Annotated in this window: 12 protein-coding genes and 1 pseudogene; 6 read left to right on the top strand and 7 right to left on the bottom strand. The window is 66.6% G+C overall.

Translation table 11 applies throughout. The features are described from left to right. The first annotated feature begins 26 nt into the window (after positions 1-26). Positions 27-284 (top strand): hypothetical protein, encoded by a 258-nt coding sequence (locus IF88_RS0135800; protein WP_037808291.1) that lies wholly within the window; start codon positions 27-29, stop codon positions 282-284. A gap of 243 nt (positions 285-527) precedes the next feature. On the opposite strand, the gene IF88_RS48685 is transcribed toward IF88_RS0135800, so the two are convergent. From IF88_RS48685 to IF88_RS41410, 3 genes are all read right to left on the bottom strand, one after another. Next, a complete protein-coding gene (locus tag IF88_RS48685; protein WP_030722474.1) occupies positions 528-776 on the bottom strand; it encodes a hypothetical protein in 249 nt (82 codons plus the stop codon). Positions 777-858: 82 nt separating this feature from the next. Next, on the bottom strand, positions 859-1,431 hold the full coding sequence (locus IF88_RS0135790; RefSeq protein ID WP_030722472.1) for a dihydrofolate reductase family protein: 573 nt from the start codon (positions 1,429-1,431) through the stop codon (positions 859-861). A gap of 146 nt (positions 1,432-1,577) precedes the next feature. Continuing rightward, entirely contained in the window at positions 1,578-2,054 is a 477-nt protein-coding gene (locus IF88_RS41410; RefSeq protein WP_051838147.1) for a helix-turn-helix domain-containing protein, read from the bottom strand. A gap of 393 nt (positions 2,055-2,447) precedes the next feature. Here IF88_RS41410 and IF88_RS0135780 point away from each other — a divergent pair, with 393 nt between their 5' ends. From IF88_RS0135780 to IF88_RS0135770, 3 genes are all read left to right on the top strand, one after another. Beyond that, on the top strand, positions 2,448-2,669 hold the full coding sequence (locus IF88_RS0135780; RefSeq protein WP_030722469.1) for a hypothetical protein: 222 nt from the start codon (positions 2,448-2,450) through the stop codon (positions 2,667-2,669). 186 nt (positions 2,670-2,855) lie between these two features. Continuing rightward, entirely contained in the window at positions 2,856-3,959 is a 1,104-nt protein-coding gene (locus tag IF88_RS0135775) for a hypothetical protein (protein ID WP_030722466.1), read from the top strand. Then, the gene (locus tag IF88_RS0135770; RefSeq protein ID WP_030722463.1) at positions 3,956-4,309 is read left to right on the top strand and encodes an ASCH domain-containing protein; all 354 of its coding nucleotides are present in this window, start codon (positions 3,956-3,958) and stop codon (positions 4,307-4,309) included. Before IF88_RS0135775 ends, IF88_RS0135770 begins: the two co-directional genes overlap by 4 nt. A 179-nt stretch (positions 4,310-4,488) precedes the next feature. On the opposite strand, the gene IF88_RS0135765 is transcribed toward IF88_RS0135770, so the two are convergent. Then, positions 4,489-5,487, bottom strand: a complete 999-nt coding sequence (locus IF88_RS0135765; protein WP_030722460.1) for an endonuclease/exonuclease/phosphatase family protein — start codon at positions 5,485-5,487, stop codon at positions 4,489-4,491. A 387-nt stretch (positions 5,488-5,874) separates the two neighbouring features. Beyond that, positions 5,875-6,429, bottom strand: a complete 555-nt coding sequence (locus IF88_RS44705; protein WP_158754785.1) for an LOG family protein — start codon at positions 6,427-6,429, stop codon at positions 5,875-5,877. A gap of 296 nt (positions 6,430-6,725) precedes the next feature. On the opposite strand from IF88_RS44705, the pseudogene IF88_RS41405 reads away from it, so the two are divergent. Beyond that, positions 6,726-7,567 (top strand): annotated as a pseudogene (locus IF88_RS41405) (IS5 family transposase). On the opposite strand, the gene IF88_RS0135750 reads toward IF88_RS41405, so the two are convergent. After that, entirely contained in the window at positions 7,562-7,855 is a 294-nt protein-coding gene (locus IF88_RS0135750; RefSeq protein WP_234323817.1) for a hypothetical protein, read from the bottom strand. The pseudogene IF88_RS41405 and the gene IF88_RS0135750 sit on opposite strands and share 6 nt — an antisense overlap. Positions 7,856-8,580: 725 nt before the next feature. Between IF88_RS0135750 and IF88_RS46950 the strand changes: the two genes are divergently transcribed. Continuing rightward, entirely contained in the window at positions 8,581-8,808 is a 228-nt protein-coding gene (locus tag IF88_RS46950; protein ID WP_158754783.1) for a hypothetical protein, read from the top strand. A gap of 159 nt (positions 8,809-8,967) precedes the next feature. Here the strand turns inward: IF88_RS46950 and IF88_RS0135745 are convergent, their stop codons facing one another. Further along, positions 8,968-12,042, bottom strand: coding sequence for an ATP-binding protein (locus IF88_RS0135745; protein ID WP_030722451.1), 3,075 nt, complete (start codon positions 12,040-12,042; stop codon positions 8,968-8,970). Between the last annotated feature and the right edge of the window lie 765 nt (positions 12,043-12,807).

Genomic DNA, 12,807 nt, shown 5'->3' with positions numbered 1-12,807 from the left:
AATCGAACACGTGTTTCACTGGGGGTGTGAGACCACCGTTCCGCTTCCCCGAGGACCGGATCACGCTCCAAAGGGCGTGGCAGCAGACGTACGCCGAGCTTGCGCAGGCCCCCGCCGGGGCCGGTACGACCGCGCTGCGGCGCCGGCTGATCACCCTCTCCGGAACCTTGTGCACCCACCCCTCCTGGGCGGCCCCCGCCGCCTGGCGAGCCGGCAGCGCCGAGCTGCGGCGCGCCGCCCGCACCCACACCTCCGCCCCAACGGACGGGGAGGCAGCAGCATGAACGAGCAGACCACCACCAAGCCCCGCCCACAGGTCGTCACCTGGGCGCCCAGCCAGACCGGCCCCTGTGCCCGGTGCGGATCTCCCTGCGCGCGGTACGGCGCTCCGGCGTCACCCCTCTGCGTTCCCTGTAAGCAGGCGCGGCAAGAGCTGCTGGCGCGCTCCTGACCGTGTCCGACGCTTCTCCGTCGGCCCCGATCACTTTGGTCCTCCCCGACGGGCAGGCCATCGAGCGGGTACGGCTCTACGAGCGCCAGCAGCTCGACTCCGGATTGTGGATGTACCGCATCGGCGTCCCCCTCTGGCAGACGGCCGCCGGGGGCGGCGTCGAGCCGGCCGAGTACGGCACGTGGGTCACCGCCGAGCAGCTGCGCCCGCTGCCCGGAGCGACCACGGCGGTGATGAAGCGGCGGCTCTTGGTGAGCTTCTCGTGGATCACCGAGACCTCGTATGCCTGGAGCTCGGCCGCGTCCGAGCCGACCGTGCGGTACACGAACAGCGCACCACGGTCGAGCGGTGAGCCACCGCGTGCCGGCCAGGACGAGTGCCGCGATAGCGGGGGCGCGGGAGCCTTGTCAGCGGACGACGTCGAAGACGTTCTTCTGCAGCCCGTTCGCGTACGCCTCGTGCTCGACGAGCTTCAGCTTCTGGGTGTCCTTGTCGGTGGCGCTGAAGAGCCGCTTGCCCGCGCCGAGCAGCAGCGGGAAGACAACCAGGTGGTAGCGGTCGATCAGGTCGGCGTCCGAAAGGGCCTGGTTCAGGGAGGCACTGCCGTGGACGATGATCGGGCCGCCCTCGGTCTCCTTCAGCGCGGCGACCTCGTCGAGCGAACGCAGGATCGTCGTCTCGCCCCAGTTCGACACCAGGTCGTCCTCGGTGAGGGTGGTGGAGACGACGTACTTCGGCATCACCTTGTAGTCGGCGAAGTCCGCCATGTCGGGCCACACCGGGCTGAACGCCTCGTAGCTGGTCCGGCCCAGCAGGATCGCGGCAGCTTCCTTCTGCTCCCGGCCCTTGATCTCGAACGCCTCGGGGAGGAACTCGACGTCCTTGAAGGTCCACCCGGAGTTGCGGTAACCGGGCTCGCCTCCCGGGCCCTCCACGACGCCGTCGAGCGATATGAAAGCGGTGCTGATCAGGGTACGCATCTCAGATTCCTCGGTGTCTCGTGTCTGGATCTCAGCAGGTTCGGCCGATGCACACTTCGACCACACCCATGGCTACGGTGCAGCCATCATGATCTATGACTGTGGATCATGGAGAAACTCATCGGCCGTCGCGCGGCTGACAGCAGTCAGGAGCACTGGCACCTCAACATCCGGGAGCCCAGCCCCAAGCTGAGGAATAGCGCACAGTCGAAATACCGCCTGCGGCGGGGGGAGGGCATCTGCGCAAGGGAGGGCGGCCGGGTGCCGGTGAGGGCCCAGGCGAGCATGTGGGCGGTGTTGCGGGTGTGCACCCACTCAGCGAGAGGATGCGGCCCGTCGGTGCCGGTGAGGGTGGCGCTGATGATCCGGTCCGCGTCCATCGCCGCGTCCAGCAGGGCGACAATCACCGCGTCCGCGCCGAGCCCGGCCAGCCGTCGCCGGAGCCCCAGCAGATCCACCGCGCGCATATGTGCGATGGGCCGCCGGCCCGACTCCCACCCTTGCACTGTGGCCAGGTCCGCCCCCAGCGCCTCGGCCATCGCCGCCTGCGTGAGCGGGACCGACTCCCGTGCCGTGCGCAGCACAAAGCCCGCGATCGTGCCGGTGATTGGTCTCGCGGTCATCGAGCGCTCCCGGTGCGGCCCTTGCGGTAACACGTACCCAGGGTCAGTCCTACCTCACCTAGAGCGACCGTACGTTCATCTCGCGGGATCGGCCAAGCCCCTTGCGTGGGGCCGAGGTTGATGCCGCGCCCCCGGCAGCCGACCGCAGACGTCCTTCCCCGGTCCCCTGCGGCTGGCTGCATTCCCTCGACCGAGGAGTGCACCATGACCGAGCCCCTGCCGCCGTCGCCCGCTGGCCCGGCAGATCCAGGATCAGCCTGAGTACGCGCCCTGGGACGCGTTCAGCAGCCCCGACCCAAGTCCGGCACTGGTGGAGCGGGCCGCGCAGGGATGGGAACGATTCCTGCGGGGCACCCGTCCCGAACAACGGCCAGGAAGGCTGGCCGAGCAGCGGTGAGCGCGGAGGACCTGTGCGGCTACCGGCCGGATCCCCTCGGCGGCAGGCGCCTTCGGGGCATCGCGAGCGGCACGGAGGGCGAGCTGATGGCTGTGGTCGCCGAGGAGATCCCGGACTTCGAGGGTGTCCTGATGACTGTGCCACTCGCCTGCGTGCTCCCCCGGTGCGGAGCGCGGCGACTGCGGACGTCCCTGACGAACGTCGGAGTGCTCGGGTGAGTCCGTTACGAGGGTGACGTCAGCGTCTGGCCGTGCTGGTCTACGTCGTCCTGGTCTGCGCCTTGGTCGTCGTGCTCGCCGCCGTCGGCACGCCCGGCTCATAAGCCCGCAAGCTCCCCGCCCCGCCGGTCTCGCACGCTCCGGCGTATGCGGGGGTTTCCAGTGCCATCCGAGGAAGGACCGAGGATGTACCCCGTCTCCCCGAACACCGTATTGGCGAACGCCCTGGGCAACGCCGAGGACGTCCTGGCGCCCCGCATCCACGACGCCAAGCCCGACCGGATGGTGTTCGTTGTGGGCACGCAGATCAACGGCGCACCCCACATCGGCACCTCCCTGGTCCAGTCCCTCACCTTTGCGGCGGCGGCCCGGACGCGCGACCGCTATGGGGTGCCGGTCGCCGTCACGTTCGGCGCCCTCGACAACGCGCCGTACGAACTCGTCACCGACCCGGTCAGCGGCCACCGCTACCAGCGTGCATACGCCCAGGCCCTGGGAGAGCAGCAGGTCAGCACACAGGTCGACGCCCTGTACCGACCCATGTTCGACGCCCTGTCGGGCGCGACCGGTATCCCGTACCTCGTCGAGATGTACTCGGACCAGCAGCGTTCCGAGACGTATCGCCAGACGTGGCTCCGACTGCTGCCCCGGCTGGACGCCTGCCGGTGGTGGCTTGCCCCGTCGACTGGCGTTCCGCACGTCCGCGTGCCCTGCCCGCAACCCGGCTGCGGCTGGGCGGAGAAGCACGCCGAGCGGACCCGCGTCATCATCGAGGGCAAGGAAAGGGTCAACGTCTCTGCGCAGTGCCTCCACCATGGGCCCTACAGCGGGACCATCGGGCCCCCTCACGGCGCGTACCTGGACCTCTCCACCCTCTACCGGAACCTGGTCAAGGAACTCGCCCTGTCCGCCGACTCCAGGGCCCTGCACGTCATGGTCAAGGGCGGCGACTGGGTGTTCGGGTCCAACCTGGTCGACGGCGCCCTCCAGGCCGCCGGACTCACCCAGGGCCGGCTCCCCGCCCGGCTGTTCTGCCCCCAGGTCGTCACCGACACGGGCGCCAAGCTGTCCAAATCACTCATCCGTGAAGGCCGGGCACCATTGCCCAAGGGCGCGGAGCCGTGGATGCTCGACACCAGGCTGTGGTCCGGCACCACAGCGGAGTACGCGGAGCGCATGCTGGCCCTGGCGGAGAGCCTGTTCTCCGATCCCCGGCATTTCTTCCGCTCGTACTCGGCGGCCGAGCTGGGCCGCCTGATGACGACCGCAGGGAGCCGTACCGCAGCATGAGCACAACCCCCGACACCCGCATCCACGAACTCAACCTCTACAAGCAGTACTTCGACCTGGTCGCCGCCGGACGCAAGACAACCGAGGTCCGCGTGAAGTACCCCCGACTGGAGAACCTGGCCGCCGGCGACCACATCCAGTTCTCCGTCAAGGGCACCGACGAGAGCTGCCTGGTCCGCATCCTGGCCGTCACCGAGTACCCATCCTTCGAAGCCCTGCTGGACGGCGAAGGTGCGGGCCGCGTCAACCCCACTTCCATCCGCGAGCAGCAACTGGCCAACATCCGCGCGATCTACGGCCCCGAGAAGGAAGCCCTAGGTGTACTCGCTATCCGGATGGAACTCGTCTGAACCACACACCGCCGCCCCCTCCTTCGCGTCCAGGAAGGGGGCGGAGTGCTGACCGGCATCGGTAGGGTGCTGCCCTGCTCCAAGGAGGCTGGGTGTCACGAAGGCGCACCGACGCTACCGGGGGGCTACTCGATCACGGAAACCAGCCGTCTTGGACGCGGCGGGAGAGCAGTTCGGGGTCAGTCGAAGTCGAAGGTGGCGACTACCGGAGCGTGGTCGGACTCGGGGTACTTGCTGTCGGTGGCGAAAGCGATGGAGTCGTCGTGGAGGATCTCGTTATGGATCTCGGAGCCGCGGTAGTGGGCAAGGAGGTTGCGGGTGACGAGCATGTGGTCGATCATCTGGCCACGGCCGTGATGGAATAGGGTGTAGCGGGCCTCGCTGGGGATGGTGTGCTCAATGGGGACCAGGACCCGGCTGGCGAGGTCTCCGTTGTTGGTGTCCTCGACGTTGCCGCAGATCGCCAGCACGGGAACTTCTTCGGGCTCGGCGTTGAAGTCACCGGCTACGATGATGCGTGCGTCTGGATCGTCGTCGAGGATCTGGTCGATGAGGCGCCTGACTTCCAGGGCCTGGCTCATGCGCTTCATGGACGACAGGAAGCTGCCTTCGGCCCAGCTGTCGGCGCTGGCCCAGATGCCCTTCTGGGAGTCGATCACCTGGCCGGGGATATCGCTGGGGATCTTGGATTTCAAGTGCACGGTGATGACGTGCAGCAGCCTGCCGGGGGCTGCGTGATCGATGTCGATCTGCGCGTGCAGGATGGGCCGCTCGATACCGATCGGGACCGGCCCCGGGTCGCGGGGGTTGGCAGTGAGCCGCTGATAGCGGGGCTCGGCGACCAGGTCGTTCTTCAGCTGCTGGTGCTTGAGAACCGGCAGGTGAGTGGCGATCACCAGGTTCCGCACGTCGAAGACCGCGTCGCTCTCAGGCTTGGTACTGACCAGGGGCGCGCTGTCGAGGTTGGTGCCGGCGAGCAGCTCCTTCAGCGCGAGCAGGTCGCGCGGCTGCCCGGGGCGTTCCTGCCCGTGGACTTCCTGGAAGCAGGCGATGTCCGCCCGCAGCCGCGTGATCTGTGGCTTCATCAGCGTGATGCGTTCAGCCAACGACGGGTGTTCCGTCGGGAGGGTCTCGTCGAAGTTCTCGAGGTTGAACGTAGCAATCCGGATCTGTGTCACAGGTGCCCCCAGGGCTCTCCATGGCCGGGACACGCAGCGTAACCAGAGCCTGCTGATGGTGCAGGTGAGGCGCGCCCGGCGTTTCGCCGATTCTCAGGCGCGCCCGGTCCCACTGCCGCAGCCCTGAGCCGCCGGGCTTGGCCCTGGGCACCCCGGAGACGGGGCCGGTCCACCGAACGGGAGGGGTGGCGTGTCGGGCGTACACGGCAAAGTGCTCACCCGCGGGGGGGAGGTGAGCCCCTGTCCGCGCCGACCGGGGTGGAGTGGACCAACCTCTACTCCCCGAAGGACTACGTGAACCAGTGGGCGGGCCTCTCGCACCTCGCTGTGGGGTCTCCGACGTCGAGGTGGACAACGACAAGGCCTTCCATCAACCACCCCCGCTGTTCAGCGGCTCCAGGGAGCGGCCGGCAGCTCCGCGGCGCGGCCCTCCAGCATCAGCGTCAGGCGCCTCTTGGAGGTGTCCGCCTGGGCACGCAGCAGCTCCACGATCTCATCGAAGTCGATGGTGAAGCGGACCTTAGCCAGGCACTCCTGCGTGTCACGGCTCTTGGCGCGGGCCAACACGAAGATCCGGCTGAGCACCTGGTCGAGCTTGACAGCACGGCGTCCGACCGTGCCGTCCGGGTCGACCTCCACGTCGTTCTGCCAGTACGCATCGGGGTCGAAAAAGATCATCGGCGTGAATTGAGCCGCGTTCGCCGCGTAGTAGTTCTCCTCCACGTCCTGGAAGATCTCGCGGAGCGTGCCGCCCCCGCCCCGGGCGAACACGATGCCCGCCAGCGACTGCGCGACCAGCGCCTCCTCCCGGATGCTGTTCTGGAAGTACTTGGCGTACACCGTCGCAAAGGGCGTGGTCGGCTCCTGGCCGTAGCGCCATGTAGGGATGGCAAGGCTCGCGCCGCGCTGTGACGGACACAGGTCCCGCGCGGCCAGCGCCACAACGAGCCAGTGGTTTGCCGCCTCCAGGACGGCCTTCTGCTCCGGTCTGATCGACCCGTCCGACTCGAACAGCGGCTTAAAGAGCGTTTTGTCCCGGCAGAGGTGTTTGGCAGCTTTTGGGGCAGCGGAGTGGGCTGGGACTGCTGAGGTCGGGGTCGTTATCCGTGACGTGAGGGACGGTTGACGCCATTGCCGGCCGGGTTTCCGCCCGTTCGCTCCTGTCTGATCCCAAGGCGCCCCCGCTCACCCCTGTTTGCGCCCTGTGGCTGCGTGTCTGCCGACGGAACTATCGAAACATGTCTCGACAGCGGTCGTATCCGAGTGACCTGTCCGATGCCCGATGGGAACTACTCGAGCCCATTCTGTCGGCCTGGCGGGGCGCGCGGCGAGGGAAGGGTCTGGACATCGGGCGGCCGCCCGAGCACGACCTGCGACGGATCATGGACGCGGTCTTGTATGTGGACCGGACCGGGATCCCCTGGCGCTACCTTCCCCACGACTTCGCGCCGTGGGAAACCGTCTACGGATACTTTGCCGCCTGGCAGAAGGACGGTGTATTTGACCAGCTCAACGGCCTGCTCCGCCGACTGGTCCGGGAGGCCGCAGGCCGGGACGCCGAGCCGAGTGCGTGCGTGCTGGACGCGCAGAGTGTCAAGACCTCCGCCAACGTCCCGGCCGCCGGCCAGGGCATCGACGCGGGCAAGAAGATCGCAGGACGCAAGCGCCACATAGGCGTCGACACCCTCGGCCTCCTCCTCGCCGTCTGGGTCACTGCGGCCAGCGTCTCCGACAACGTCGGCGGCATCCACCTGCTCTCGCACATCGCCCAGGCCCACACCCCAGGGTCACCAAGGCCTGGGCCGACACTGGCTACCGGACCAAGGCCATCGATCACGGCGCCACCCTCGGCATCGACGTCGAGGTCACCCGCCGTGACCCGGGCCAGAAGGGCTTCAAGGTCATCCCGCGGCGCTGGGTAGTCGAGCGGACCTTCGGCTGGTTGATGAACCACCGCCGCCTCGCTCGCGACTACGAAACCCACCCACACCGCTCCGAAGCCATGATCCGCCTCGCGATGATCGACCTGATGAGCCGCAGGCTCACACGAGAATCGACTCCGAACTGGAAGGACTCATAGTCGCCGGGCCACGCTGACCCGCGCATTTTCGTCCCTCATTGCCTGCGGCCAGCGGTCATCAATGACACCCGCCGCTTCCCGGCAAGCGCCGCAGGCGTTCTCCCGCTCCGGCAGCCACCAGTAGTCGGACGGCGACATGCCAGCTTCCTGGATTCCGCACAGCGTCCTGTCGAAAATGCCGAAGGCGTGGGAGACGTCGGCGGGAAGGCCGTCCGCGACAGCCCGCTCCCAACGCATCCCCACGGGCAAATACGGCGGCCGCGCGACCTCGAACCACTCACCACCCACACAGGTAGAGGCGTAGCACCAGCAACAGGACCAGATCTCCGAGTGCGTCACCGCCGGCAGCGCCGGCCATCGCCACATCGCCCGTCCACACACATCGCACTCCACGGGCGGAGCCTCACACGCCTCCACGCGTGGACCCAATCCGCTGACACCACGCTACTTACCAAACACCCTTGCCAGGACAAAACGCTCTTTCAGGCCCTCGCGTCGCTGATTTGCTCTGCGCGCCCCACGGGTGTCTCCTGGAAGAGAGGCGTACCAGCCAGGCGGACAATACGGAAGTGTTCCGCATGAATAATACGTGGATTTGTCCCAATTGCAGTGGGGAAGCCAGTCCGAATTCGTCCTTCTGTAGTTATTGTGGCCACTCCTTCAGCTCGTTGGTTGATAGGTCCTCAGAGCCGCCGCCTCCTAACCCCCCGCCCCGGACGGGACGCGCTGGTGGCGAAGGATGGAGCGCTCCGCCGGACCGAAGCACGCATGGTGACGAGCGCGCGGCGCATCCGCCGCCACCTGCTGCCCATCCAGGGCGCACTTCTGCTGCCCTTCCGGTTGGCAGCGGGCACGCTGAAGGTCAAGTGCGCGGTGTGCAGGCACGATCCGAGTCGCGCGGCGATCAAGGGTCAGAGTCGATATGGACCTTCCGGATCGAGCGATACGACGACTCAGGTAACCGGGTGTCCCTCATACCCGTAGAAATGAGGGGCCTTACATTCGAGGGTTCTGTGAGCGACGGCGACTCGGTTCGGGCAAGTGGGCGGATGCGCGCCGGGACACTTCGTGTGACCCGGTTGGAGAACCTCACCACCGGAGCCACCGTACGTTCCAAGGGTGTACCTAAAGCCGCCGTCATCCTGGCAGTGATCGTGTTCGTCGTAATCTTGATCGTGTTTGCATGGCTTGCCTATCAGATGTTCTCCGGTCCACCGCCCGGCTTTGAAGAGCCCGAGTGACTCCTCCCAGCCTCAACGATGTGGTTTCCCAACACAAGCCAGCGAGCATCCCGCGCTGCGGGGCCCCCGAGACGCTTCTGCTGGGACCGGTAACCCGATGGGACCGGTATGCCGTCACTACACACGCAGAGTTGAAGCGTCTTAAACTGGGTGGATGCCTCATCCGTCGCTGGCATCGCTGGTGGGTCGGGTCAGGAGAGTGCCAATAATTCTGCGCACTGAACGCGGAAGCTCGTAAGTATCGGCCGCGAGCATTTGCTGGGCGAAGCACAGCCCTACGCGTCTTCTGCTTTCTTCGATCCGGGTGCGCTGTTCAGGCGATGCGTCGTCGGGTGGATACTCCATCAGCTCGAACGTCGCGGAATCACACACTTGCCATGTAGCGTCCCGGCTACTGTCACCTCTGTCTGTCGCATCGGCCGCCGCCCAAGAGGCGTCGTATTGACCCTCGGCCACTAGGTCGGCTGCTGCTCCTCGGTACAAGCATGTGTGTTCCGGGCAGATTTCGTTGCAGGCCGGATATGGCGGGACGTCGCAGGCGTGCTGAGCTATAGCAAAGGCGCGAAAGGCGTCGATCGCGGAGGCGCGCCGATCCGCTGGTGCGAGCAGCGCTTGCCGCAGCCGATCCGCGTAGTGAAGTGTGGCGCTATACGTCCACCCTGCCTGTGCGCCTCGGCGTTCGGCGTACCAGTCCGGGGCGTGCGCGGCAAGGCAGCGCAATAGGATCGTCTCCTCAATGGGTGGTGCCCGGTGAGGGCGGACGATCTGCACGAGATCCTGCCAGGTACGTTCGAGGCTGCCTGCGTCCGCCAGGAGGGACAGCACAATGCGGGTGAACGTCCGGCGCACAAGACCTTGGTCCAGCAGCGACCGCGCGGCAGTGCACTCCTCGGCATGACCTACGCAGGCTGCCACGCAGGAGTGTCTGGCTAGCCAGAGATCATCCCAGCGGCCGGACGTGCGCCAGGCCGCCATGGCGTTCCGCACCGCGGCATCATCGGTCTCCCGGATCAACCTGTCGTCCTTCGTCGGCGGCACCTGCACCAGCACAGGGGCGTCGGCTCCGTATCCGAAGGCTGCGGCGCGGCCGACCGCCAGCGGGACCAGCGCGTCGGACTGCGCCTGGTCCATGCTCATCGTGCTGGCCAGGGCGAAACGGTCGTCGGCGGCGACCGTCCGATGCGCCAGCTTCAAGAGGGTGTTCTTCAACACCTCAGGAGCCAGCCGGGTCGGCACCTGGTCGGCGATGACGACGCCCTGTCCGTACGCGCGGATCTCTGACAGCAGATTTGTGAAAGTCTCGACCGCGCTGCCCCGCGGATCGGCGACGTTCTCACTCCGCACTGGCTGTGCGGCGCCCAGCAGGCGGTGTGCTTCCTCGACGACGAACAGGTGAGTGAGCCCGGGCCGCTGCCCCTGTGCGCGGCGGTATTCTGCGAGCCGCACCAGCAGAAGGCCCATGATGAACGCTTTGTCGTCGTCGCTCCCCATCGACTCAAGTTCTACAACCGTCGGCGCTGCAAGCAGTTCGGCCATCGACAGGGAGCGTGGTACGTCAAGCAGCGCGCCCTTGCCACCGAGGCGCAGGCTGTTGATTCGGGTTGTCAGCGCGGCCTCGACATTTGCGGTGACTTCCGGGTCGTATCCCAGCGAGCGGGTGACCGCGGGGAACTTGGCGGCGAGATCGCTCAGGGTAGGAAAGGCCGACCAGGCCGGTACATGCTCGTCCAGGCGGTGGTTCGTGTCAGTCCGCAAGTCCCAGCCACGGTCCTCGTACACCTCGTGAAGGCAACGCTCCAGCACTTGTGGTAGCGGTGCCCACATGCCGAACGCGCCCTCGAAGGCGGCACGCAGCAAGTCGACATGCGCTGCGACAGAGGCTCCTTCGGGGACGTCGAACGGGTTGAGGCGCAGCGGTGAGACTGTCTCCCGGCCTAGGGTGAACACGCGCAGAGCCGGACCGACGACCGGGTCGCGCAGCAGCGCGCGGTACTCCGCCTTAGCCGGCTCGACCACGAGGAACGGAATGCCGGCGGCAGCCACCTGGCGGATCAGGTGGAGAACTGAATTGCTCTTACCGGAGCCAGTCACACCGGCGACGAACACGTGCCGAGCCAGCGAGTCAATGGGAACAGTGAACGCTGTAGCACTCGGCCGGTCCCGCTCTACCACCGAACCGATGGCCACGCTTGGGTCCGTGCTGGGTGGAGGCGACACATTAAAGCGCGGCACGATGCGGACACCGAAGCCCGCCGTTTCCAAGGCCGGCATGTGCACGTACCCGGCAAGCTGAGGCGAGCTCAACAACGTCTGTGCGGAGAAGGGATGCTGGTAGCCACTGGGGCCAGGCTGCTCCGCGCCCTCAGGCAGGGCCCAGCAGGCTGCCAGTTGGGCGATCGTCGGATGCGCCGTCGTGCGTACCGGCTCCGGCACCGAAAGCGCGCCCGCGAATACGGCCCGCCAGGCACTGGTCAGCGCCGCGACATCCCGCGGGCGGGAACCAAGAAGGTAGACACCGGTGCGCCAGCCACCACGCCCCTGAGCATCCGCCAACGCGTCAAGACGTCGCTGTAGCAAGGTCTGGTAGTGCTCAGCGAGGGGACTGCGTACCCCAGACGCTTGCACAGCAGCGGCCACCGCACGCATTTCGTTGAGGACTCGATTGCGGTCCGCGCCAAGCTCGGTGGCACCAACAGGCACCGCAAGCACGAGCGCAGCCCAGCGCAAACCTGTCATCGATCGCACCAGACGGTCGATCGGCAGCGCGCCGTCCCGCGGGTCAGCGAGCAACGGGGCCGGCACACCGAGACCTAGCGCGCCATAGCCAAATTCCGAGGTCGCGGCACTCCCGGCCGAAACGTCAACAGCCGGATAGGAACCGTCGAGCATGCCGCACAGCATTGCTTGCCGAGCATCGAGCGCCGCGTCACCCATGCCCTCCGGAGCCCAGGTGCCTAGCCCCACCGACACTCCGTCGCCTTGACCTTCGAGCAGGAACGCGACCGGCACCCCTGCGCCGGAAAGGCCCACGAGCAACGGCAGCGTTGGCGGCTCAATCGCCATGCCTTCTGCATGTGGCGCAGACGTGCGTGTCGGCTGGCCGACTCCTGTCACGCGCAGCATACGCCGGACATCCGGGGGCACGATCGTCGCCGTGTCGCTGGCAATAGCAGGAACGAGTTGAGTGCGCTGCAGATAATCGACAGTCGCGGTGGTGACTGGATCGTAAACCATCAGAACACCCGGTCGGGATGGGCCACTGACGCGGCTTGGTTGTGGCTGCGGTTGACAGTGTGGTCGCGAGTGCGGCGCATACTCCTCACCTCGCTTCTAACGTTATCCGACGTCCAACAAAAACGCGTGGGGAGTCTGCGTGATCATCGATCAAAGTTTGCGTGGTCGCGGAATCTGAGGTTTAGCGTTAGGTTGATGTGTGTAGAACTTTTCGTCTTGCTGCACGCTTGCTTCCATATAAAAGGGTGCGTGAAAAGCGATCTTACCGATTCGGGCCGGGCTTGTCTTGGCCACGAGCCAAATTCGCTGGCCGTCCATGTGATGTGCGTGGCCGTCTGAGTTACGGCAAGGTACCGGAAAGTGACTGACCGAAATGGAGAAGGCAGGGGAGATCAGAAGCCTCCTGCCGAGGGCAAGGGCACGAAACCCCCAGAGGGCGCGGGCGGCCTCCTGCCGAGGGCAAAGGCACGAAACCCCCAGAGGGCGCGGGCGGAAAGCCTCCTGCCGAGGGCAAAGGCACGAAACCCCCAGAGGGTCTTACCCCACAGGGGAAACGCCTGTGGGAGGGAGGGCGGTTCACACCAGAGGGGCAACGCCGATTCGACGAATGGAAAAATACGCCGGAAGGGAAAAGATCCCTTGCGGAAAGGGAGGCGGAGAAGCGCAGAGAGAGTTCGCCGAAGCCGCCGGATCCCTCCGAGGGAAATCGATCACAGCGGAATTCGGAGGTGCGAGACAATAAGCCGGCGGGTGGGGGCCTTGCGA

It is taken from the genome of Streptomyces sp. NRRL F-2580 (genome assembly GCF_000720115.1).
In the GTDB taxonomy this organism is placed as follows: Bacteria; Actinomycetota; Actinomycetes; order Streptomycetales; family Streptomycetaceae; genus Streptomyces.
The sequence above is the reverse complement of the archived record's forward strand: the minus strand, read 5'-3'. Positions and strand labels throughout refer to the sequence as shown.